Annotated in this window: 25 protein-coding genes; 12 read left to right on the top strand and 13 right to left on the bottom strand. The window is 63.7% G+C overall.

Features of this window, described 5'->3' with window-relative positions:
• Positions 1-31 precede the first annotated feature (31 nt).
• The 10 genes from P9273_RS24915 to hisB all read right to left on the bottom strand — a co-directional run bounded on the left by P9273_RS24915 (position 32) and on the right by hisB (position 7,470).
• Positions 32-1,492 (bottom strand): hypothetical protein, encoded by a 1,461-nt coding sequence (locus P9273_RS24915; RefSeq protein ID WP_278051139.1) that lies wholly within the window; start codon positions 1,490-1,492, stop codon positions 32-34.
• Positions 1,493-1,745: 253 nt separating this feature from the next.
• The gene (gene coaA, locus P9273_RS24910) at positions 1,746-2,705 is read right to left on the bottom strand and encodes a type I pantothenate kinase (RefSeq protein ID WP_041000030.1); all 960 of its coding nucleotides are present in this window, start codon (positions 2,703-2,705) and stop codon (positions 1,746-1,748) included.
• Between the two features lie 36 nt (positions 2,706-2,741).
• Positions 2,742-3,065: a phosphoribosyl-ATP diphosphatase gene (locus tag P9273_RS24905; protein ID WP_278051137.1), complete on the bottom strand. Its 324-nt coding sequence runs from the start codon at positions 3,063-3,065 to the stop codon at positions 2,742-2,744.
• Between the two features lie 9 nt (positions 3,066-3,074).
• Positions 3,075-3,866: an imidazole glycerol phosphate synthase subunit HisF gene (gene hisF, locus P9273_RS24900; protein ID WP_442920256.1), complete on the bottom strand. Its 792-nt coding sequence runs from the start codon at positions 3,864-3,866 to the stop codon at positions 3,075-3,077.
• On the bottom strand, positions 3,866-4,705 hold the full coding sequence (locus P9273_RS24895) for an arginase family protein (protein ID WP_278051134.1): 840 nt from the start codon (positions 4,703-4,705) through the stop codon (positions 3,866-3,868). Before P9273_RS24895 ends, hisF begins: the two co-directional genes overlap by 1 nt.
• Positions 4,702-5,448, bottom strand: coding sequence for a 1-(5-phosphoribosyl)-5-[(5-phosphoribosylamino)methylideneamino]imidazole-4-carboxamide isomerase (gene hisA, locus P9273_RS24890; RefSeq protein WP_278051133.1), 747 nt, complete (start codon positions 5,446-5,448; stop codon positions 4,702-4,704). The genes P9273_RS24895 and hisA overlap by 4 nt, the downstream gene beginning before the upstream one ends.
• A gap of 3 nt (positions 5,449-5,451) precedes the next feature.
• Entirely contained in the window at positions 5,452-5,742 is a 291-nt protein-coding gene (locus tag P9273_RS24885; RefSeq protein WP_278051131.1) for a DUF1330 domain-containing protein, read from the bottom strand.
• Between the two features lies 1 nt (position 5,743).
• A complete protein-coding gene (hisH, locus tag P9273_RS24880; RefSeq protein ID WP_278051129.1) occupies positions 5,744-6,394 on the bottom strand; it encodes an imidazole glycerol phosphate synthase subunit HisH in 651 nt (216 codons plus the stop codon).
• A gap of 1 nt (position 6,395) precedes the next feature.
• Positions 6,396-6,869, bottom strand: coding sequence for a DUF2628 domain-containing protein (locus P9273_RS24875; protein ID WP_278051127.1), 474 nt, complete (start codon positions 6,867-6,869; stop codon positions 6,396-6,398).
• Positions 6,870-6,873: 4 nt separating this feature from the next.
• On the bottom strand, positions 6,874-7,470 hold the full coding sequence (hisB, locus tag P9273_RS24870) for an imidazoleglycerol-phosphate dehydratase HisB (RefSeq protein ID WP_278051125.1): 597 nt from the start codon (positions 7,468-7,470) through the stop codon (positions 6,874-6,876).
• A gap of 218 nt (positions 7,471-7,688) precedes the next feature.
• Between hisB and hslV the strand changes: the two genes are divergently transcribed.
• The 5 genes from hslV (at position 7,689) to P9273_RS24845 (ending at position 11,858) form a co-directional block, all read left to right on the top strand.
• Positions 7,689-8,240, top strand: coding sequence for an ATP-dependent protease subunit HslV (gene hslV / locus P9273_RS24865; protein ID WP_040986886.1), 552 nt, complete (start codon positions 7,689-7,691; stop codon positions 8,238-8,240).
• 50 nt (positions 8,241-8,290) lie between these two features.
• Positions 8,291-8,815: a GNAT family N-acetyltransferase gene (locus P9273_RS24860; RefSeq protein WP_278051198.1), complete on the top strand. Its 525-nt coding sequence runs from the start codon at positions 8,291-8,293 to the stop codon at positions 8,813-8,815.
• Positions 8,816-8,819: 4 nt separating this feature from the next.
• Positions 8,820-9,419, top strand: a complete 600-nt coding sequence (locus tag P9273_RS24855) for a DUF2585 domain-containing protein (RefSeq protein ID WP_278051118.1) — start codon at positions 8,820-8,822, stop codon at positions 9,417-9,419.
• 5 nt (positions 9,420-9,424) lie between these two features.
• Positions 9,425-10,735, top strand: a complete 1,311-nt coding sequence (hslU, locus tag P9273_RS24850; protein WP_278051116.1) for an ATP-dependent protease ATPase subunit HslU — start codon at positions 9,425-9,427, stop codon at positions 10,733-10,735.
• A gap of 163 nt (positions 10,736-10,898) precedes the next feature.
• Positions 10,899-11,858 (top strand): DUF1402 family protein, encoded by a 960-nt coding sequence (locus tag P9273_RS24845; protein WP_278051113.1) that lies wholly within the window; start codon positions 10,899-10,901, stop codon positions 11,856-11,858.
• A 6-nt stretch (positions 11,859-11,864) separates the two neighbouring features.
• On the opposite strand, the gene P9273_RS24840 is transcribed toward P9273_RS24845, so the two are convergent.
• From P9273_RS24840 to P9273_RS24830, 3 genes are read right to left on the bottom strand one after another with little or no spacing between them, the layout of a single operon-like run.
• Complete coding sequence (locus P9273_RS24840; protein WP_278051112.1) at positions 11,865-13,091, bottom strand: NAD(P)/FAD-dependent oxidoreductase; 1,227 nt, start codon at positions 13,089-13,091, stop codon at positions 11,865-11,867.
• A 5-nt stretch (positions 13,092-13,096) separates the two neighbouring features.
• On the bottom strand, positions 13,097-13,411 hold the full coding sequence (locus tag P9273_RS24835) for a MocE family 2Fe-2S type ferredoxin (protein WP_278051111.1): 315 nt from the start codon (positions 13,409-13,411) through the stop codon (positions 13,097-13,099).
• Positions 13,412-13,448: 37 nt separating this feature from the next.
• Positions 13,449-14,555, bottom strand: coding sequence for a fatty acid desaturase family protein (locus P9273_RS24830; RefSeq protein WP_278051110.1), 1,107 nt, complete (start codon positions 14,553-14,555; stop codon positions 13,449-13,451).
• A 188-nt stretch (positions 14,556-14,743) separates the two neighbouring features.
• On the opposite strand from P9273_RS24830, the gene P9273_RS24825 reads away from it, so the two are divergent.
• From P9273_RS24825 to P9273_RS24795, 7 genes are all read left to right on the top strand, one after another.
• On the top strand, positions 14,744-15,775 hold the full coding sequence (locus P9273_RS24825) for a LacI family DNA-binding transcriptional regulator (RefSeq protein ID WP_278051109.1): 1,032 nt from the start codon (positions 14,744-14,746) through the stop codon (positions 15,773-15,775).
• 355 nt (positions 15,776-16,130) lie between these two features.
• Complete coding sequence (locus P9273_RS24820) at positions 16,131-17,072, top strand: sugar ABC transporter substrate-binding protein (protein WP_041000013.1); 942 nt, start codon at positions 16,131-16,133, stop codon at positions 17,070-17,072.
• 186 nt (positions 17,073-17,258) lie between these two features.
• The gene (locus P9273_RS24815) at positions 17,259-18,335 is read left to right on the top strand and encodes an ABC transporter permease (RefSeq protein WP_278051107.1); all 1,077 of its coding nucleotides are present in this window, start codon (positions 17,259-17,261) and stop codon (positions 18,333-18,335) included.
• 2 nt (positions 18,336-18,337) lie between these two features.
• Positions 18,338-19,108, top strand: a complete 771-nt coding sequence (locus P9273_RS24810; protein WP_042637543.1) for an ATP-binding cassette domain-containing protein — start codon at positions 18,338-18,340, stop codon at positions 19,106-19,108.
• An 82-nt stretch (positions 19,109-19,190) separates the two neighbouring features.
• Entirely contained in the window at positions 19,191-20,183 is a 993-nt protein-coding gene (gene iolG, locus P9273_RS24805) for an inositol 2-dehydrogenase (protein WP_278051106.1), read from the top strand.
• Between the two features lie 29 nt (positions 20,184-20,212).
• A complete protein-coding gene (locus tag P9273_RS24800) occupies positions 20,213-21,007 on the top strand; it encodes an SDR family oxidoreductase (protein WP_052458804.1) in 795 nt (264 codons plus the stop codon).
• A gap of 235 nt (positions 21,008-21,242) precedes the next feature.
• Positions 21,243-22,334 carry a 3-deoxy-7-phosphoheptulonate synthase gene (locus tag P9273_RS24795; RefSeq protein WP_278051105.1) on the top strand — a complete coding sequence of 364 codons (1,092 nt, stop codon included), beginning with the start codon at positions 21,243-21,245 and terminating at the stop codon, positions 22,332-22,334.
• Positions 22,335-22,353 lie beyond the last annotated feature (19 nt).

Raw genomic sequence — 22,353 nt, 5'->3', positions numbered from 1 at the left:
CAGGCGTTCGTCCCGAAAGGCCGACCACGGATCACTCTGCCTGGGTGGCCCCCGCATTGCGCAGCAGCACCTGCACTTCGTCATTCTCGGCAATCTGCTGGTAGCCTCGCAGGAAGTTGACGTAGTCCTGCCACCGGGCAAGCTCCTCATTCCAGTCCCTGTCGATTTTCTCGACGATTATCATGGCGGGCTGTTGGGCTTCGAGCTCGGCGAGCTTGCTCTCGATATAGCGATCGGCGATATGCCGGTAGTGGGATGCCGCGTGTTTGTCGCCGTCCCGGCTTGCGACGGCCGAAAGATAATGCGCCGATTCACCCAGCCAGTCGTTGCAATGGCGTGAAATCCATGTTCCGCCGAGCATGCGGGTAAGCGGATGGCCCCCCGAGATGTCGGCGCCGACAAGGGCGACGGTCGGCCGATGAGCCGCAGCCCTGAGCTTGGCGACAAACTCTGCACTGAGCTTCTGTGTCTGCATGAACGGAATCGCGGCCGCGGCAATGATGGCAACCAGCAGTATCTTGCGCCCCGGCTCCATCGCCGTGTCCGGCGACCTGTATGGCGCCGGGGCAGCTTGCGCCACTCTCAGCAGCAGGGCCGCCAGAATCAGGCTGAAGGCCGGAAATGCGTGATAGGGCCAGCCCTTTCCCTGATAGATCAGCGGCACGGTCGCAGCCAGCGAAGCAAGCGTGAACACGATGACCAGCGGCGACAAAGGCAATCCCGGTCGAACAAAGCGCAACGTCACAAGCGCGACCATATAGATCGGCACATAGGTCGTCAGCAGCGCCTGCATGTTCTGGACCCGCATATAGGTGTCGGCCAGCATCGGGTAGACCGTGCTTAGAAATTCCGGATGGAAATACTGCACGGCAACGACATAGGCGACGCAAGCCAGGCCGGTAGTCCAGTATTCGACGGCGAAAAGCGTCCGGATCGACCGGCGGCTCCAGGCCGCGTAGAGAGCCGGAAGGAGCACGACCAGCGCGTAGTAGGGCTTTACCAGAACCAGCACGCTCCCGCAAAGCCCGGCAAGAACTGCCGTCGGAGCGCTTGGCACGCGTCCTTCGCGCGGCGCCGCGCGCCACGCCGTCAGCACCAGCAGCGGCAAAAACAGCGCGATCCCCAACTGTTCCCGCTCGGTGAAAGCATTGCCCGGGAAAATGACAAGCAGGGCCAGGAACAGGGGCAACATTCGAAACAGCGCGCGGTTCTCGGCGAGACCGGCCCGCCCGGCGAGCAGCGCGGCGAAACCTAATCCCGCCAGGCAGATCGCATAGCTGTAGACATGAATCGCCACTTCCGGCGAAATGCCGACTTCTTGCGCGAGCGCCACGGCCGGCATGAACATCCAAGGCGTGAAAGGTGGATTGACTTCGAAAATGTCGACATAGAGCCGTGATCCGGCAAGCATCTTCTCGCACAGGGTGATCACCCAACTCGTGTCTGGTATGACGCCCCATCGCATCTGCCAGGGAATGGCGGCTGCCAGCACCAGCAGGCAAAGACTCACAGTCCATGCCCGAGCGTTGCGCACCTCGCCGATCGGCGCTTCCGCTGTCGGTCTGTCGAGGACGACGGTCATCGGCTCACTCCTCCGGGGCAGAGGGGGGCTTCATGACCAGTGAATAGACCGGGGTCTTGCGGCCCGCGGCACTGCCCGCATTGATCACCGGTTGCCTCCCGACACCCGCTGGAGTTTGGCTGGCAACACTAGCCGGGATTGCCTAAGGCGCCGTTAAAGGGCCTCACAATTTCCTTAACGCCACTTCCTCGACCAGATGGTTGGCGCCCTTGCGCAGGATGAGGTCGGCCCGCGCCCTTGTCGGCAGGATATTCTCACGCAGGTTCTTCAGGTTGATGTTGGCCCACAGCCCCTCGGCGATGGCCCGCGCGGCATCCTGGGAAAGCTGCGAATAGCGATGGAAGAAGGAGTCCGGATTGCGGAAGGCGGTTTCGCGCAGCCGCATGAAACGCTGGATGTACCATTGATGGATCAGCTTCTCGTCGGCATCGATATAGATGGCGAAATCGAAGAAGTCGGACAGGAACGGCACGATCTTGCCGTCCTTCGGCAATTTGCCCGGCTGCAGGACGTTGATGCCTTCGAAGATCAGGATGTCCGGCCGGTCGATGGTGACGAACTCGCCCGGAATGACGTCATAGGTCAGGTGCGAATAGACCGGCGCCCGGACGCTGCGTTGCGCCGACTTGATGCCGGACAGGAACCTGAGCAGCGCGCCGACGTCGTAGCTCTCGGGGAAACCCTTGCGCTCCATCAGGTTCTCGCGGCGCAGGATCTCATTTGGCAAGAGGAAGCCGTCGGTGGTGATGAGATCGACCTTCGGGCTCGACGGCCAGCGCGCCAGAAGTTCCTTCAGCACGCGCGCCGTGGTCGACTTGCCGACCGCGACTGAGCCCGCAATGCCGATGATGAAGGGTGTCTTGATGACGTCCTGCGCCTTGAAGAAGGCCTGGCGCTGCCGGAACAGCAGTTGGCTTGCCTCGACATGAGCAGAGAGCAGCCGCGACAGCGAGAGGTAGATGCGTTTGACCTCTTCGAGGTCGACCGGGTCGTTGAGCGAGCGCAGCCGGTCGATCTCGTCTCCGGTGAGCGTCAGCGGCGTGTCGGCGCGGAACTGCGACCATTGCTCGGCGGAGAAGAATCGAAAGGGGGAATACTTCTCGGTCGGAGCCAGCTGGTCCATCGGGTTCCTGCCCTCCTCGCCGTCAGCCCGGAGCCATCAACCGTGAGGCCGGGACGCCTTTTCGGCGATGCCCGAGCGGCCGGTGCGGCCCTCGAGCTCCTTCAGCACGTCGTCCAGCGGAATGCCCGCTATGCCGAGAACGACTAGCCAATGATACAGAAGATCCGCACTTTCCGAAACGAGAGCCTGGCGGTCGCCGCGGATGGCGGCGATCACCGCTTCCACAGCCTCCTCGCCGAGCTTCTGGGCCGCCTTGTCCATGCCCTTGGCGAACAGCTTCGCCGTCCATGATTCGGGGTCGCCGGAATGGGCGCGTTGGTGGATGATCGTTTCCAGCTCGGTGAGCGAAAATTGAGCCATAGCAGTGGTTTAAGTCCGATGGACGGTCGAGTCCAGCCGCATCGGCAGGCCGGCCTTGGCCATGTGCGCCTTGGCCTCGGCAATCGTGTAGGTGCCGAAATGGAATATCGAGGCGGCCAGCACTGCACCGGCATGGCCGTCGCGGATGCCTTCGACGAGGTGATCGAGCGTTCCGACGCCGCCCGATGCGATCACCGGCACGCGCACGGCATCGGCAATCGCCCGGGTGAGCGCAATGTCGTAGCCGGCCCTGGTGCCGTCGCGGTCCATCGAGGTCAAAAGGATCTCGCCGGCGCCGCGCTCGACCATGCGCGTGGCGAAGTCGACGGCGTCGATGCCCGTTTTCTCGCGCCCGCCATGGGTGAAGATCTCCCAGCGGTCGGCCTCGCCGGCCGCCGACACCTTTTTGGCGTCGATCGCCACGACGATGCACTGGTTGCCGAACTTGTCGGCCGCTTCCGCGACGAAATCCGGGTTCTTCACCGCCGCGGTGTTGATCGATACCTTGTCTGCGCCGGCCAGAAGCAGCTTGCGGATGTCGGCCACCTGACGCACGCCGCCGCCGACGGTGAGCGGCATGAAGCACTGCTCGGCCGTCCTGGCGACCACATCGAAGATTGTCTCGCGGTTGTCGGACGATGCGGTGATGTCGAGGAAGCAGAGTTCGTCGGCGCCTGCAGCGTCGTAGGCCTTGGCAGCCTCGACCGGGTCGCCGGCATCGACGAGATCGACGAAATTGACGCCCTTGACGACGCGGCCGTTCTTGACGTCGAGGCAAGGGATGACGCGCGCCTTGAGCATCACTTGGCCTCCAGCGTCGAGAGCAGGTCGACCACCAGCTCGCCGACCAGCGGCGGCACGTCGCCCTTGGGGTCGAAGGCCGGGTCGTAGGCGGAGATGGTGAGGCCGGGGATGCTGAGCGGGCCGGCAAGACCGCACATCGCGCTGCGCACCTGCTCCGGCGCGGGACCGCCGGGCGTGGTGTAGCGGTTGGCCTGCAGCTTCTCGGGATCGTGCACGTCGAGGTCGACATGCATGTGGACCTGGCGTGCGCCGTCGGCCTTCAGTCTTTGCGCCGCGCTCTTCCAGTCGGGACATTCGGTCCGGATGATCGGCAGCTTTTCCAGCAGTTCCTTTTCGGCAACGTCGAGGTCGCGCGCATTGACCAGAACGCAACGCGCCGGATCGACCGGCTTGAAGCCCGGGATCTGCGCCGCCATCGATCGCCAGCAGAGGCCGAGCACGGTCGCCAGCGCCATGCCGTCGAGAAAGCCCGTTGTGGTGGTTTCCGGCGTGTTGAGGTCGCCATGCTGGTCGGCCCAGATGATAGCGTCGGAGCCGGCACCTGCCACGGCGCCGGCGGCGGTCAGGCAGTTGCCGGCCAGCACGATTGGAAACCGCTTCTTGTCCAGCGCGATGCGGACTTCGCCAGAAACGGCGTTGCAGACGGCAAATCCGGTGCCGATCTCGCGCTCTTCTTCGTCCTCGACCACCTTGCCGATCTCGTTCACCTCGACATCGTGGCCGGCGAGCTTCAGCGCCTCGGCCAGCCCGCCCGAAATCAGCGCGTCGGGACCCTGGCCGCAGCCGCCGTGGAAGTGGCCGCTGTCATAGGATGCCACGATGATCGAAATGTTCACTGTTCTGCCTCCGCCCGCTCGCCGCGCAGGATCGCCAGCGCCTCGGCCGGATCGATACGTCCGTCATATAGGGCGCGGCCCGAGATCGCGCCCTCGAGTTTCTGCGCGTCGGGCATGGTCATGCGCACGATATCGGCGATCGAGGCGAGACCGCCGGATGCGATCACCGGAATGGACACCGCCTCGGCGAGGCTGATCGTCGAATCCCAGTTGATGCCGGAAAGCACGCCGTCGCGGTCGATGTCGGTGTAGATGATGGCGGCCACACCCACGCCCTCGAATTTCTTGGCGAGCTCGATGACGCCGAGCTCGGAAGCCTCGGCCCAGCCTTCGACTGCGACCTTGCCGCCCTTGGCGTCGATGCCGACGGCGATCCTGCCGGGAAAAGCTTTGCAGGCTTGCTTGACCAACTCCGGCTCGCGCACCGCGACCGTGCCGAGGATGACACGGGCGAGGCCGCGATCCAGCCAATCCTCGATCTGCGGCAGGGTGCGGATGCCGCCGCCGAGCTGCACCGGGTTCTTCGTCGCCTTCAGGATGGCGCCGACCGCCGCCGAATTGACGCTCTGGCCCTTGAAGGCGCCGTTGAGGTCGACGACGTGTAGCCACTCGAAGCCCTGGTCCTCGAAGGCCTTGGCTTGGGCTGCGGGATCGTCGTTGTAGATGGTGGCGGTGGCCATGTCGCCGTGCTTCAGGCGCACGCATTGGCCGTCCTTGAGGTCGATCGCCGGAAACAGGATCATGGATCAGGCGCCCTCGACGATGACGAAATGGCCGGTAGAGCTGGCAAGCCTGTATTTCGACGCCTCCTGATACTCCGGCGAATGGTAGCAGGCTACCGCCGTGTCGTAGGAATCGAACTCCACCACCACATGACGATTCCCCGTCGGCGTTTCGGGGTTCTCATAGCGGCCCGCCCGAACGATGAACTTCGCCCCATATTTGGCGAACGCCTTGGCGTTGGCTTCGATGTATTTCTTATAGACTTCCTGGTCGCGCACGTCGATCAGCGCGATCCAATAGCCCTTCTTGCTCATGTCAGGGCCTCCATTTCAGGAAATTGGTGATCAAGGCCAGGCCGAGCGCCTGGCTCTTCTCGGGATGAAATTGCGTGCCGGCAAGATTGTCGCGTGCCACCGCCGCCGTCACCGCGCCGCCATAGTCGGCGGTCGCCACGATCTCGGCCGGGTTCTTCGCGTCCAGATGATAGGAGTGAACGAAATAGGCATGCAGCCCTTTCGGCCCGGTCTCGATGCCGGAAAACAGCGGGTGCTTGCGTTGGAGCTCGACCGTATTCCAGCCGATCTGCGGGATTTTCAGCGCCGGATCGGAGGGCTGGATCTCCTTGACGTCGCCGGTGATCCAGCCGAGGCCCTTGGTGACGGTCTTTTCGAGGCCGCGTTCCGACATCAGCTGCATGCCGACGCAGATGCCGAGGAAAGGCCGCCCCTTGGCGATTGCCGCCTCCTCCACCACCTCCCACATGCCTGCCACCGCGTGCAGGCCGGCGGCGCAATCGGCATAGGCGCCGACGCCCGGCAGAACGATACGGTCGGCCGAACGCACCCGCTCGGCATCGGCCGTCAGCTCGATCGTCGCGGCAAGGCCCGCCTCATGCGAGGCGCGCTCGAAGGCCTTGGTGGCCGAGCGCAGATTGCCCGAGCCGTAGTCGATGATGGCTACCCGCATGTCAGGGCCTTCCAGGCGTGTGGGTCAGGCCGAGCGCCATGCCTGTCTGTGGCGGACGTGCGTGCGATGCATCCGGCACGATGCGCGGCAGGGCGGGCTGGGCCTCGCTCTCCTCGCCGGCTTCCAGCGCATGGCGCGTCTCGGCATCGGCGAGATTGTTGGCCTCGACCACGCTCCATTCGCGCCAGCCGCGCCGGCGCAGCGAAGCGATGCGCAGGTTCTGGCCTTCGAAGCCGATATAGAGCGAGACCAGCAGCGACAGCAGCGATCCGGCCCCTTCGAGCCCGAGCCTCTCGCCGGCGACCGACAGGATCGCCATGACCGCGAAGGTCAAGGCCGCCTCGACCCACAGCCGGTGCCAAGCGAGCCAGAGCGGCGCGACCAGGAAACCCAGCCAGGTGAAGCTGTCGCGCACGAAACTTGCGTCCTCGGCGTTGTTGCCGGCCGGCGGCGCCATCACGACATAGATCGCCATCGGGCTATCCTTTCAGGGATCCCTTGGTGGACGGCACCGCATCGGGCTGGCGCGGATCGGGCTCGAGTGCTGCGCGCAAGCTGCGCGCCACCGCCTTGAAGCAGGTTTCGGCGATGTGATGGTTGTTGGCGCCGTAATGGTTGGTCACATGCAGCGTGATGCCGGCATTCTGCGCCAGCGCCTGGAAGAACTCGCGCACCAGCTCCGCGTCGAAGGTGCCGATCTTCGGCGCCGAGAAGCCGACGTTCCAGACCAGGAAAGGCCGGCCGGAAACGTCGATCGCCGCCCTGGTCAGCGTCTCGTCCATGGCAAGGTCGATCGAGGCATAGCGCATGATGCCGCGCCGCTCGCCCAGTGCCTTGCTCAGCGCCTGGCCGATCGCGATGCCGGTGTCCTCGACGGTATGATGATCGTCGATATGCAGGTCGCCCTCGGCCTTGACCGTCATGTCGATCAGCGAATGCCGCGACAGTTGATCGAGCATATGGTCGAAGAAGCCGACGCCGGTCGAAATGTCGGATTTTCCCTTGCCGTCGACATGGATCGAGACCGAAATCTCGGTTTCCTTGGTCTTGCGGCTGACTTCGGCCGAACGCGTCATCGGTTTGTCCTTGTTGCCCCGTTCGGAGGCGCCGGGGCTTGAAAACGAAAGCCTTCTATCAGCATGATCCGGCGATTGCCAGTTGCCATTCCGGCCGCTATCGGCCGCGGCCGAGCGGCGGTTTGCAATCGTCGGCCCTATGCATACATATGGCCGATCAAACCTACTCGTACCGCGCCAATCGCCTTTTCAAGGGATAGCGCGAATCGGAGCTCAAGATGTCGAATGAACTCACCATGCACGCCACGACCATCATCAGCGTGCGCAAGGGCAACAAGGTCGTGATCGCCGGCGACGGCCAGGTCAGCCTTGGCCAGACGATCATGAAGGGCAACGCCCGCAAGGTGCGCCGCATCGGCAAGGGCGGCAGCGTCATCGCCGGCTTTGCCGGCGCTACTGCCGACGCCTTCACCCTGCTCGAGCGGCTCGAAGCCAAGCTCGAACAATATCCGGACCAACTGACGCGCGCCTGCGTCGAACTCGCCAAGGACTGGCGCACCGACCGCTATCTGCGCCGCCTGGAGGCCATGATGCTGGTCGCCGACAAGTCGGTGTCGCTGGCGCTGACCGGCAATGGTGACGTGCTGGAGCCCGAGCATGGCGTCATGGCCATCGGCTCCGGCGGCAACTACGCGCTGGCCGCCGCCCGCGCGCTGATCGACACCGACAAGGATGCCGAGGAGATCGCCCGCAAGGCCATGCAGATCGCGTCCGACATCTGCGTCTACACCAACAACAATTTCGTCGTCGAAACGCTCGATGCCGCTTGAGCCGGCCGACCATGATCCCGAAAAGTGGGAATCGGTTTTTGGACAAGATCATGGTCGAGCAGGAACATAGCTACGATTTTCGGCCGGTCACGGAGAAGGATCTGCCGATGATCGCCCGATGGCTGCGCGAGCCGCATGTCGCTGAGTGGTGGGACGATCCGGACAAGGAAATCGCCGACATCCGCGAGCATATGGATTCGGTCTCGGTGGAGCCGCTGATCGTTGAGCTGGACGGCAGGCCGATTGCCTATCTGCAGAGCTACGATCCGCATATGGAGGACGACCATCCCTATGCCGACCAGCCCTTCGGCACGCTGGGCATCGACCTCACAATCGGCCTGCCGGAACTGGTCGGGATCGGCCATGGCTCGGCCATCGTGCGCCAGTTCGTCGAGGAGCTGTTCGAGGAAGGCGCGCCGCGCGTCATCATCGATCCGCATCCCGACAATGGCCGCGCCATCCGCGCCTATGAGAAGGCCGGCTTCAGGCCGATCGGCCGCAGGCATTCGCAATATGGGGACGTGGTGCTGATGGCCGTCGATGCGGCCGAGGACGATGAGAATCTGGGGGACTGAGGCAATGACCGCATCCGGAGGGGACAAGACGCTTTCCGCCTACGAAGACAGCTGGCGCATGGGCCTGCTGCTCGTGCTCGCCCTGATCATCTTCCAGGCGGGCGCCTTGTACGGCATGGGGCACCCGCCGATCTGCACCTGCGGCTACGTCAAGCTCTGGCACGGCGTGGTCAACAGCTCGGAGAACTCCCAGCACATCGCCGACTGGTACACTTTCTCGCACATCATCCACGGCTTCCTGTTCTATGCGCTGGCCTGGGCGCTGTTTCCGCGCTCGCCGGTGGGCTTAAGGCTCGCTTTCGCCGTCCTCATCGAAGGCGGCTGGGAGATCCTGGAAAACAGCCCCTTCATCATCGAGCGCTACCGTGCCGGCACCATTTCGCTCAACTATTACGGCGACTCAATCATCAACTCGGTGTCCGACACGCTGTTCATGGCGCTGGGATTTGTGATGGCGCGAAAGCTTCCTATATGGGTGATCGTGGCCCTGGCGCTCATCTTCGAGCTCGGCACGGGCTACATCATCAGGGACAATCTGACGCTCAACGTGATCATGCTGCTGCATCCGTTCGAGTTTATCAGGCAGTGGCAAAGTGGAATTTGAGTAATATGAGCACCTTTTCTCCCCGCGAAATCGTTTCAGAACTCGACCGCTTCATCATCGGCCAGAAGGACGCCAAGCGCGCCGTGGCGATTGCCTTGCGCAACCGCTGGCGGCGCCAGCAGCTGGAAGGCCAGATGCGCGAAGAGGTGATGCCGAAGAACATCCTGATGATCGGTCCGACCGGCGTCGGCAAGACCGAGATCTCGCGCCGCCTGGCGCGGCTTGCCGGCGCACCCTTCGTCAAGGTCGAGGCGACCAAATTCACCGAGGTCGGCTATGTCGGCCGCGACGTCGAGCAGATCGTGCGCGACCTCGTCGAGGTCGCCATCGGCCTGACGCGCGAGAAGATGCGCGAGGATGTCGCGGCGCGCGCCCAGATCAACGCCGAGGAGCGCGTGCTGGAAGCTCTTGTCGGCAAGACGGCGAGCCCGGCGACCCGCGACTCCTTCCGCAAGAAGCTGCGCGACGGCGAGCTTGACGACAAGGAGATCGAGATCGAGGTGGCCGACACCGGCAATGGCGGCATGCCGGGCTTCGAGATCCCTGGTATGCCCGGCGCCAATGTCGGCGTGCTCAACATCAACGACATGCTGTCGAAGGCGATGGGCGGCCGCAGGACCAAGACCCGCAAGACGACGGTGCGCGATTCCTACGCGCTGCTCGTCAACGACGAGTCCGACAAGCTGCTCGACCAGGACGAGGTCGTGCGCCGCGCGCTGGAATCGGCCGAGAATGACGGCATCGTCTTCCTCGACGAGATCGATAAGATCGCCGCCAGGAGCGACATTTCGGGCGGGCCCTCGCGCGAAGGCGTGCAGCGCGACCTGCTGCCGCTGGTCGAAGGCACCACGGTCGCGACCAAATATGGGCCGATCAAGACCGACCATATATTGTTCATCGCTTCCGGCGCCTTCCATGTCTCCAAGCCGTCCGACCTGTTGCCCGAGCTGCAGGGCCGCCTGCCGATCCGCGTCGAGCTGCGCGCGCTGGAGAAGTCGGATTTCGTCCGCATCCTGACCGAGACCGAAGCGAGCCTCATCAAGCAGTATATCGCGCTGATGAAGACCGAAGGCGTCGAGCTGACCTTCACCGACGACGCCATCGATTCGCTGGCCGGCATCGCCGTCGAGCTCAACGCCAGCGTCGAGAACATCGGCGCTCGCCGTCTGCAGACGGTGATGGAGCGCGTGCTGGACGAAATCTCCTATGACGCACCCGACCGCCACGGCACGACGGTCGCTATCGATGCCGCCTATGTCGAGAAGCATGTCGGCGACCTGTCGCGCAACACCGACCTGTCTCGGTTCATCCTCTGACATATGAGCTTTGATTTCGGGCTGGCCCTGGGCTGGCCCGAAACACAAGGGGGTGTGGCCAAATGGAAGCATCTGGCCACCATTCTTGGTGGCGGGTTGGCGCCTTCTCTCGACTCCGCGGCGCGCTTTACCTAGTTTGCCGCGCATTCGAAAGCGGCGGCGTATGAAGAAACTTATCCTGCTTTTTCTCTGCATGGCCTTGGCGGCGGCGGTGGCAACCGCCAATGCCGCGACCATGGTACCTCCAGGCAACCGCAACAGCGTGCAGCCGGACATCCCCGGCGCCTCTAGCCGGCGCACCCAGGCCACCAACACCACCTTCCAGGCCAAGTACCGCAAGGTCTACGCGCTCTTGCAGAACGACGCCGAGCTGCGCGGCAAGATCAGGAAGGTGGCGGCTGCCTACGGCATCGACCCGATGCATATTGTCGGTGCCATCGTCGGCGAGCACACCTATAATGTCGACGCCTACGACCGCCTGCAGACCTATTACGTCAAGGCGATCTCGTACCTGTCGAGCAAGCTCTCCTTCGCCTATCATGGCGAGGACATTTCGGATTTCATCCAGCGGCCGGAATTCAAGAAATGCTCCGGCATGGACGACAGCTATGATCTCTGGGAATGCCGCGAGCAGGTCTGGAACCATTCCTTCCGCGGCAAGACCGTCGGCGGCGAGGATTTTCCCAACGACCGTTTCGGCGCCACCTTCTTCCAGCCTTATTATGCCGGCCAGACCTTCGGCCTCGGCCAATTGAACCCGCTGACCGCGCTGCAGATGAGCGATCTGGTGCATAAGGTCTCCGGCCTGCCGAAGCTCGATGTCGATGATCCCAACACGGTCTACAAGACCATCATGGATCCCGACCTGACGCTGCCTTACGTCGCCGCGACCATTAGGAAGTCGATCGACGCCTATAAAAGCATCGCCGACTTCGACATCTCGAAAAATCCGGGCATCACCGCCACGCTCTACAATGTCGGCAATCCCGAGCAGCGCGCCTACGCGCTGAAGACCGAGAACGAAAAGCGCCGCGCCGCCGGCCAGCCGGAAAAGCTGCCCGAAGAGAACTATTACGGCTGGCTGGTCAACGACAAGCTGGATGAGCTGAAGACGCTGTTTTAGCGGACCTCACGCCGCCAGCAGCGATTTCAGCTTGACCGCTTGCGAGCCGAGCGCCTTCGGCGCCGGGCTCGCCCGCTTGGCGATCAGCATTTCCGCCAGGCGGATGTCGCGCGCCACCGCGTTGCCGGGGCCGATGCCGCTGGCGGCGACCAGCCTGCCGTCCTCGGCCAGATGGAACAGGATGAAGGCGCCGTCGTCGAGGTCGCGCCGCACGATGCTCTTGCCTTCGTCTGACAACCCGGCGATTTGCAGGGTGAACCCGTACTGATCCGACCAGAACCACGGCACCGCGGCATGCGCCTCACCGGCCCCCAGCATATTCCTGGCGGCCAAAGCGCCCTGTTCCTGCGCGTTGCGCCAGGCTTCGAGGCGCACGCGCCGCCCGCCATAGACGGCGAGCGGGAACGAGCAGCAATCGCCTGCGGCGAAGATATCCGGATCGGCGGTGCGCAAATGCTCATCGACCGCGATGCCGTTGTCGATCGCGAGCCCCGCCTCGGCGGCAAGCGCCGTCACCGGCACGGTGCCGATGCCGATCACCACGAGGTCGGCGGCGATTTTCTGCCCGTCGGCCAGCGTGATGCCGGCTTCCTTGCCGTCATCGGCGATCGCCGCGATCCCCTGGCCGGTGCGGATCGAAACGCCTTCGGCCTCATGCGCCTTGTGGATGATTTCGGCGATCTCGGCCGGCACGCCGCGCATCAGGACGCGGGGCTGCGCCTCGATGACGGTGACGGCGGCGCCAAGCTTGCGCGCCGAAGCGGCAAGCTCGAGCCCGATGAAGCCGCCTCCGATGATGGCGACACGGTTTCCGGCGCTGAGATGAGCGCGAATGGCGAGCGCGTCCTTGAAGGTCCTGAGATAGACGCCGCGGCCTCCAAGGCCTGGCATCAGTAGTTGGCGCGGAACGGAGCCGGTCGCCAGCAGCAGCTTGTCGTAGGGAACGGAAGAGCCGTCCGACAGCTGCACCAGATGCGCGGCGCGATCGATCGCGACGGCCCGGACGGAATGGATATGCCGGATCGCGCGTTCGGCGAAGAGCTCGTCTGTGGCGATCGCCTTGATGGCCGGAGCCTCTCCCGTCATCGCTTCCTTCGACAGCGGCGGCCGTTCATAGGGCAGATGCGGCTCGTCGCCGACCAGCGTCACCGGCCCTTCGAAGCCGAGGTCGCGCAGGGCGAGCGCGGCCCGTCCGCCGCACTCGCCCGCTCCGATGATCACCATCCCCGCCATGCCCGTCATCCGATCCGGATCAGGACTTTTCCGGCATCGACCTTGACCGGATAGGTCTTCAGGTTGACGCAGACCGGCGCGCCGCGCGCGTCGCCGGTCTTGTAGTTGAAGCGGCCATTGTGCTTGGGGCATTCGATGATGTCATCCATCACCAGCCCGTCGGCCAGATGCACCTTTTCATGCGTGCACAGGCCGTCGGTCGCGAAATACTCGTCGTCCGGGCTGCGGTAGATGGCGAAGGTGCGGCCGGCATGGTCGAACCGCATCACGTCCTCTTCGTCGATATCTTCGGCCGCGCAGGCCTCGACCCAGTCGCTCATCTCGTCCTCCTGAAATTCATGGTCGTGGTCGGGCCGCTCACTCGGCCGCTGCCGCCACCGGATTGTCGTTGTGCAGTTCTTCCCGATAGGGCTTCGCCGTCGGCGGCAGCGCGCGCTTGAGGAAATAATCCTCGTTGCGCAGCTGGCGCAGAAAGGCCGGGATCATCTCGCGATACCCGGCAAGGATCGAAGGCGTCGGCGCCGGCAGGTCGTGCTTGATCATCTCATGCAGCCTGGGCAGCGCGTGATAGGGCACCATCGGGAACATGTGGTGCTCCACATGGTAGTTCATGTTCCAGTAGATGAACCGGCTGATCGGATTCATGTAGACGGTGCGGCTGTTGAGCCGATGGTCGATGACATTGTCGGCGAGGCCGCCGTGTTGCAGCAGGCCGGTCATGACGTGATGCCAGGCGCCATAGAGGCGGGGCAGGCCGATTAGCATCAGCGGCAGCCAGGAATGCAGGTAGAGGGCCAGGGCGACGGTCGTGAGATAGATGGCGAGCCAGATGCGGGCCACGCGGATCGCCTTCGGCTGCTCCCGCTCGGGGATGTAGGTCTGTTCGGCGGCGCTGATGACGCCGGCGGCATTGCGCACCATGTCGATCATCGCGTGCCGTGCGTCGAGAATGCCGAAGAAGTTGAGCACCACGCGCAGCAGGTCCGGCGGCCGCATGACGGCGATTTCCGGGTCGCGGCCGACGATGATGGTGTCGGTGTGGTGACGCGTATGGCTCCAGCGCCAGGTCACCGGGTTGCGCATGATCATGAAGCAGGCGAGCTGGTAGACGGCATCGTTCATCCATTGCGTGCGGAAGGCCGTGCCATGGCCGCACTCATGCCAGCGGGAATCGGTCGAGGAACCGTAGAGCGTGCCGTAGACGAAGAAGAACGGCACGCACCACCAGCTGCCCCAGAACCATATGCCGCCCGCGGCGCTGAAGACGAAAGCGGCCAGCCAGATGACGGTGTCGCGGATCGCTGGCTGGTCGGAGCGCTGCATCAGCTCCTTCATCTGCTTGCGCGGGATCTCGGTGTGGTACCACTCGGCCGCGGCCAGCCCGTTCTCGAGCGCGAGCCTGGCGTCTCGCCCGGTCAGGCTGTAGTCGCGCGGCGACGCCGCCGAAGACGTGATTGCCGTCATTGGAGTTCCTCCGCCAGCGCTTGGCGAGCCTCCCCGACCATGCAGGGGCCGCGCATCGCTGAGTTTCGACTTCAGCATAGCCGCAAGGTCTGATAGTCTCAACATCAGAAAGATAGTTTCTATCATTTCCTATCAGATTGCGCTATCCTGAGTCGGATATACGGAGTCGGGCAGGCGAGGAAGCGTTCATGGCAAAGCGGCCGACCATTACCGATCTCGCGCGCGTCTCCGGCGTCAGCGTCGCCACGGTCGACAGGGTGCTGAACAGCCGCCTGCCGGTGCGCGAGGAGACGGCGCGCCGGGTTTACGACGCCGCCACCGAGATCGGCTATCACGCGGCGGGGCTGATCAAGCAGCGCATGCGCCAGGAATTGCCGGAATACCGGCTCGGCTTCCTGCTGCTCAGGGGCAATGATGTCTTCTATGGCGATTTCGCCCGAGAACTCGAACTGGCGGTTGCGCAGTCGCAGCGTTTCCGCGGCGTTGCAACCGTCGAGTTCGCCACGTCCTTGGCGCCGGATGAGATCGCCGCCCAGATGCGCAAACTGGCGGCCAAGTCGAGAGCCATCGCCGTTGTCGGCCCGGACCATCCCAACCTTACGGCGGTCGTCGAGGCGCTGAAGGCGAGGGGCCAGCCGGTCTTCTCGCTGCTGTCGGATTTTGCCGCCGGCATCCGCGAGGGCTATGTCGGGCTCGACAACCGCAAGGTCGGGCGCAGCGCGGCCTGGATGATCGCCAAGGCCGCTAAAAAGCCGGGCAAGGTCGCGCTGTTCGTCGGCAGCCATCGCTTCCACGGCCATGAGCTGCGCGAGATCGGCTTCCGCTCATTCTTTCGCGAGCATGCGCCGGACTTCACCGTGATGGAGACGCTGGTCAACCTCGAGGCCAATGACGTGACGCATGACGCCATGCTCGACCTTCTGGCGCGCCATCCCGATCTTGCCGGCTGCTACGTCGCCGGCGGCGGCATGGAGGGCGCGGTCTCGGCGCTGCGGACGGCGCGCCCGGCCGAGACGCCGGTCGTCATCTGCAACGAGATCAACGCCGTCTCGCGCGCCGCACTTGCCGACAACATCCTCACCATGGTGATCTCGACGCCGCTCGCCGCACTTTGCCGGGAACTCGTCGGGCTGATGGCCCATGCCATCGAAAGCGGCGCCGCTAACGCGCCCGGGCAGACCTTCCTGCCCTTCGACATCTATCTGCCGGAAAACATTTAGGCCCCGGAGCGATGGCGTCGCCATGAAAGAATCCATCAGCCTGATGGATTCTTTCACGATGGTTTGCTTCGATTCGGGCTGAGGTTTCGACGATCGTGGTCCTCGTCACGCCGATAGTGGTCGAAAAACCGGCTGCCCCGGTCGGAATCGCCCTTGACGTTTCCAAAACGAAATGGAATAAATATTTCACTAAATAGGCTTTTTGGTTCTTTCGTTCCGGAGCATCTGTTCGAACGGAGGACGAGGCGCCCCAATCGAATTGGCGACGCCGCATGGCCGCAGGGAGAGATTCCTCGGGCAAACCGGGGATTCCGGTTCAATGGGTGCAGCCGGACACCAAGTGGAGGAGAATAAAATGAAGAAACTTCTTTTGGGCGTCGCGCTTTCGGCGCTGATGTGTTCATCCGCCTTCGCCGCCAAGATCGGCGTTTCGATGGCTCTTTTCGATGACAACTTCCTCACCGTGCTGCGCAACGGCATGATCGCGCAGGCCAAGGGCATGGACGGCGTCGAGCTGCAGGTCGAAGACGCGCAGAACGACGTCGCCAAGCAGCTCGACCAGATCAAGAACTTCGCCGCCTCTGGCGTTGACGCCATCATCGTCAACCCGGTCGACACCTCGGCCACCCAGGCGATGTCGGACGCGGCCGCCGCGGCCAAGATTCCGCTGGTCTATGTCAACCGCGAACCGATCAACGTCGACAAGCTGCCCGACAACCAGGCTTTCGTCGCTTCGAACGAAGCCGAATCCGGCACGCTCGAGACCAAGGAAGTCTGCCGCCTGTTCAAGGAAGCCGGCAAGAAGGAAGCCAACGTCTATGTGATCATGGGCGAGCTGTCGAACCAGGCCGCGGTGCAGCGCACCAAGGACATCGACGAAGTGATCGCTACGCCGGACTGCAATTTCATCAAGATCATCGACAAGCAGACCTCGAACTGGAAGCGCGACGAGGCGCAGAACCTGATGACCAACTGGCTGTCGTCGGGCAAGGCGTTCGACGGCGTCATCGCCAACAATGACGAAAGCGCCATCGGCGCCATCCAGGCGATGAAGGCCGCCAATATCGACATGAAGTCGGTGGTCGTCGGCGGCGTCGACGCCACCCAGGACGCGCTGGCCGCCATGCAGGCGGGCGATCTCGACGTAACCGTCTTCCAGGATGCGGCCGGCCAGGGCGCCGGCGCGCTCGACGCCGCGCTGAAGCTCGCCAAGGGCGAAAAGGTGGAACACAAGGTCTACATCCCGTTCCAGCTCGTCACCCCGGCGAACATCGACAAGTTCTTGAAGAAGAACTGAGACGCGCCCGCGCAATTCCGGGAACCGTGCTCGGTTTCGGCATGGAATTGCGCGAAGACAAACCGCGGAGTGGTGCCGCGACGCATCGGACTGGCTGAAGTCGGCTGCTGATCAAGCGGCGTCGCTCCTCTCCCCTCCCGCCCGGCCGGGCGGGAGAACGGGCGCGGTCATTCGGAGGAAGAAGACGTGTCACAGACATCGCATGGCATTGGCGGGCTGAGCTATGACGCCAAGAAGCGCCCATGGCCGGCCGAGTTCAACGTGTTCCTGGCGCTGGTCATCCTGGTCGGCGCCTTCGAGCTGATCGGCCGCGTCTTCCTCGGCGACAGCTTCCTGTTCAACACCCGCGAGAATGTTTCCGGGCTCTTCAACGAGCAGCGCCTGCAGATCATCATCCTGCAGGTCTCGATCGTCGGCATCATCGCCATCGGCGTCACCCAGGTCATCATCTGCGGCGGCATCGACCTGTCCTCCGGCTCGATCGTCGGCGCCACCGCCATGATCGCCATGAGCTTCGCCCAGGTAGCGACTGTGAACGGCAATCCCAACCCCAAGGCAATGTTCATCGACTATGGCTGGACCGACCTGCCGGTCATCGTGCCGCTGCTTGTCGCGATCGGCTGCGGCCTGATCGCCGGCCTGATCAATGGGCTTCTGATCGCCTACACCCGCATTCCGCCCTTCATCGCCACGCTCGGCATGATGGTCACCGCCCGCGGCATCGCCAAATGGTGGTCGAAGGGCCAGCCGATCTCGTTCCCGACCGACAGTTTCGCCGCCATCGGCAAGGGCCTGATGCCCGTCATCATTTTCATCTCGCTGGCGATCCTATTCCAGCTCATCCTGACCTACACGAAATACGGCAAGCACTGCTATGCCATCGGCTCCAACGAGGATGCCGCGCGCATGTCCGGCATCAAGATCGCCAACCACAAGGTACTGGTCTATGCGATCGCCGGGATACTGGCCGCGATCGCCGCGGTGGTGCTGTCCTCCAAAAACCTCACCGCCCAGGCCGGCATGGGCGTCATGTACGAGCTCGACGCCATCGCCATGGCGGTCATCGGCGGCGTCTCGCTGTCGGGCGGCCGCGGCTCGATCATCGGCACCGTCATCGGCTCGCTGATCTTCGGCGTCATCATTTCCGGCTTCACCTTCCTGCGCCTCGACGCCTATTATCAGGAGATGGTCAAGGGGGTGATCATCGTCGGCGCGGTCGTTCTCGATCAATGGCGCCAGCGCCGCCGCGCGATAGGAGCTTGACCATGTCCGACATCGTTCTGAAGACCGAAAACCTCACCAAGCATTATGGCGGCGTGCACGCGCTGCAGGAGGCTAATTTCGAGCTGCGCAAGGGCGAGCATGTCGCCATCATGGGCGACAACGGCGCCGGCAAGTCGACCTTCGTGCGCCAGATCACCGGCGTGGAGCAGCGCACTAGCGGCAAGATCTGGTTCGACGGCAAGGAAGTGAACTTCGCCGGCCCGATCGAGGCGCGCGAGGCCGGCATCGAGACCGTGTTCCAGAACCTCGCCCTGGCCGACGACCTCGACGTGCCGTCGAACCTGTTCCTCGGCCGCGAGAAGGTGCTGTTCAACCTCGGCCCCTTCTCGATCCTCGACCGCAAGGCGATGCGCAAGGCGACGGAGGCAGCACTTGTCCGCACGGCGGTGAAGATCCCGAACCTCTCCAGCACCATCCGCCACATGTCGGGCGGCCAGCGCCAGTGCGTGGCCATCGCCAGGACGGCGACTTTTGCCTCCAAGCTGATCATCATGGACGAGCCGACGGCCGCACTCGGCGTGCAGGAGACCGCGCAGGTCGAAAACATCATCCGCACGCTGAAGGAGAACGGCGAACCGCTGATTCTGGTCAGCCACAACATGCGCCAGGTGTTTGACCTGGTCGACCGCATCGTCGTCTTCCGCCGCGGCCGCATCGTCGCCAACCTGCGCAAACAGGACACCGACGGCAACGACATCGTCGCCTACATCACCGGCGCCAAGACCGGACAGGCCGAACTCCAGGCCGCCTGACTGGCGCCACGACGGGATCAAACCAATCTCCGCGCCGGAAGGCGCGGATATGCCTACAAACCCACCCCTCGAAGGACATTTCATGACACTCCGCTTCGCTCTTCTCGGCGCCGGCCGTATCGGCAAGGTGCATGCCCGCGCCGTCGCCTCCAACCCGCAGGCCAGGCTGGTGGCCGTGGCCGACGCCTTTGAGAAGGCGGCGACGGAGCTGGCCTCCGCCTATGGCGCTGAAGTCCGCACCATCGACGCCATCGAGCAGGCGAAGGACATCGACGCCGTCATCATCTGCACCCCGACCGACACCCATGCCGACCTCATCGAGCGCTTCGCCAAGGCTGGCAAGGCGATCTTCTGCGAGAAGCCGATCGATCTCGACGTCAAGCGCGTCGAGCAGTGCCTGGCCGTGGTCGAGAAGACCAATGCCACGCTGATGGTCGGCTTCAACCGCCGCTTCGATCCGCATTTCGCCGCCGTGCGCAAGGCGATCGACGACGGCGCCATCGGCGATGTCGAGATGGTCACCATCACGTCCCGCGATCCAGGCGCGCCGCCGCTCGATTACATCGCCCGCTCCGGCGGCATTTTTCGCGACATGACCATCCACGACTTCGACATGGCGCGCTTCCTGCTGGGTGAAGAACCTGTTGCCGTCAGCGCCCATGCCTCGGTGCTCGTGGATAAAAAAATCGGCGAAGCCGGCGATTTCGACTCCGTCAGCGTCATTCTCGAAACCGCCTCCGGCAAGCAGGCCGTCATCTCCAACTCGCGCCGCGCCACCTATGGCTACGATCAGCGCATCGAGGTTCATGGCTCCAAGGGCATGGTCGCGGCCGAAAACCAGCGGCCCGTTTCGATCGAGCTCGCCAACGACAAGGGCTACACCCGTCCGCCTCTGCACGACTTCTTCATGACCCGCTACATCGACGCCTACGCCAACGAGATCGCGTCCTTTATCGCCGCGGCAACCGCGGGCAAGAAGGCGGCGCCGAGCGGCAAGGATGGATTGATTGCGCTGAGGCTGGCCGACGCCGCCTTGCAGTCGGCGAAGACGGGCAAGACCGTCCGCATCGATTGAACGTTGAACTTGATTACAGGAGCACAGCGATGAACGGTTTGGCCGGTCGCAATTCAGAAACGCGCGCCATCGTCACCGGCGGCGCGCAGGGCATCGGTTTCGCGGTCGCCGAAGCTTTGGCCGACGAGGGCTGTCGCGCGCTGGCGCTGATCGGCCGCTCGCAGGAGAAGGGCGACAAGGCGGTCGCAGCACTCAAGAAGAACGGTGTCGACGCGATCTTCATCAGCGCCGATGTGGCCAAGGTTGCCGACTGCAAGCGCGCCGTCGAGACCGCGATCAAGCATTTCGGAACGCTCAACGCGCTGGTCAACGCCGCCGCCACGTCCGCGAGGGGATCGTTGGTGGAGACCACCGAGGAGCTGTTCGACCAGATCTTCGACACCAATGTACGCGGCCCCTTCTTCCTGATGCAGGGCCTGGTCGCGCATCTTCTGGAGCGCAAGGCGCCGGGCTCGATCGTCAACGTGCTGTCGATGTCGGCGCATGCCGGCCAGTCCTTCCTCACGCCCTATTCGACCAGCAAGGGCGCGCTAATGACGCTGACCAAAAATGTCGCGAGCGCCTACCGGAAGAACCGCATCCGCTGCAACGCCGTGCTACCCGGCTGGATGGACACCGAAGGCGAGGCGATCGTGCAGAAGAAGTGGCACGACGCGCCGGACGACTGGCTGGAAAAGGCTGAGGCCGCACAGCCCATGGGCCAGTTGGTGAAACCCGCTCAGCTTGCCCGGCTGATCACCTATATGCTGAGCCCTCAAGCCGGCGTTATGACGGGTTCGCTGGTCGACTATGACCAGAACATTGCCGGCGTGATCGGCGAGTAAGCGGTTTTCCGTCCGGAATTGCGTCAAACAAAGAGAGAGTGACAAGCGCCCGCACATCGATTATATGAGCCGCATGATCCATCTGACCGCCTCGTTTTGGTACTTTTATTACAGCTCGCTGGCGGCGGGAGGATTGCGCTCGATCTGAAAATTGCAGATCAAAATCCGACAAGCCGCCAGACCTGGCGGCTTTTTTGTTTCAGCCGGCAGGTCTCCTAACCAGGAGCAGAAAGCCGTGTTGACCACCACAGACGACCTTCGGGTCAAGGAACTCAAAGTCCTGAGCACGCCGGAAGAGGTGATGTGCGAGATACCGCGCTCGCTCACGGCGACGCGCACCGTTGCCGCTTCGCGCAACGCTATCCATTCCATCCTCACGGGGGCCGATGATCGACTGGTAGTCGTCGTCGGCCCTTGTTCCATCCACGATCCGGTCGCCGCCGTGGACTACGCCAGCCGTCTGGCGGCGCTGCGCGAGACCCTGGCCGACCGGCTCGAGATCGTCATGCGCGTTTATTTTGAGAAGCCGCGCACCACGGTCGGCTGGAAGGGGCTTATCAACGATCCCGATCTCGACGGCAGCTTCAACATCGACAAGGGTTTGCGCATGGCGCGCAACGTTTTGTCGGCCGTCAACAATCTCGGCCTGCCGGCGGCGACCGAGTTCCTCGACATGACGACGCCGCAATATATCGCCGACCTCGTCGCCTGGGGCGCCATCGGCGCGCGCACGACCGAAAGCCAGATCCATCGCGAGCTGGCCTCGGGCCTCTCCTGCCCGGTCGGCTTCAAGAACGGCACCGACGGCAATCTGAGGATCGCCGGCGAAGCGGTGAAGTCCGCCGCGCAGCCGCACCATTTCATGGCGGTGACCAAGGGCGGCCGCAGCGCCATTGCGGCGACCACCGGCAATGAGGATTGCCATGTCATCCTGCGCGGCGGCATCCAGCCGAATTATGATGCCGCAAGCGTCGATGCCGCCGCTGCCGAACTCGGCCGCATCGGCGTCGCGCCGCGGCTGATGATCGATGTCAGCCACGCCAACAGCGCCAAGAAGCCGGAGAACCAGCCGAAGGTCGCGCATGACGTGGCGGGCCAAGTCGCTTCTGGTGACGAGCGCATCATCGGCGGCATGATCGAGAGCAATCTCGTCGCCGGCCGGCAGGACGTCGTGCCCGGCAAGCCGCTCACCTACGGCCAAAGCATCACCGATGGCTGCATCGACTGGGCGACCACCGAGACGGTGCTGCACGGCCTTGCCGGCGCCGTCGAATGGCGCCGGTCAGTGAAGCGCGAAATGCTCGCCAGCCGTCAGGGCGCGGCGTAAGCCGAATGGAGAGGGCGGC

The sequence above is a fragment of the Mesorhizobium sp. WSM4935 genome (assembly GCF_029625735.1).
Lineage (GTDB): Bacteria > Pseudomonadota > Alphaproteobacteria > Rhizobiales > Rhizobiaceae > Mesorhizobium.
The sequence above is the reverse complement of the archived record's forward strand: the minus strand, read 5'-3'. Positions and strand labels throughout refer to the sequence as shown.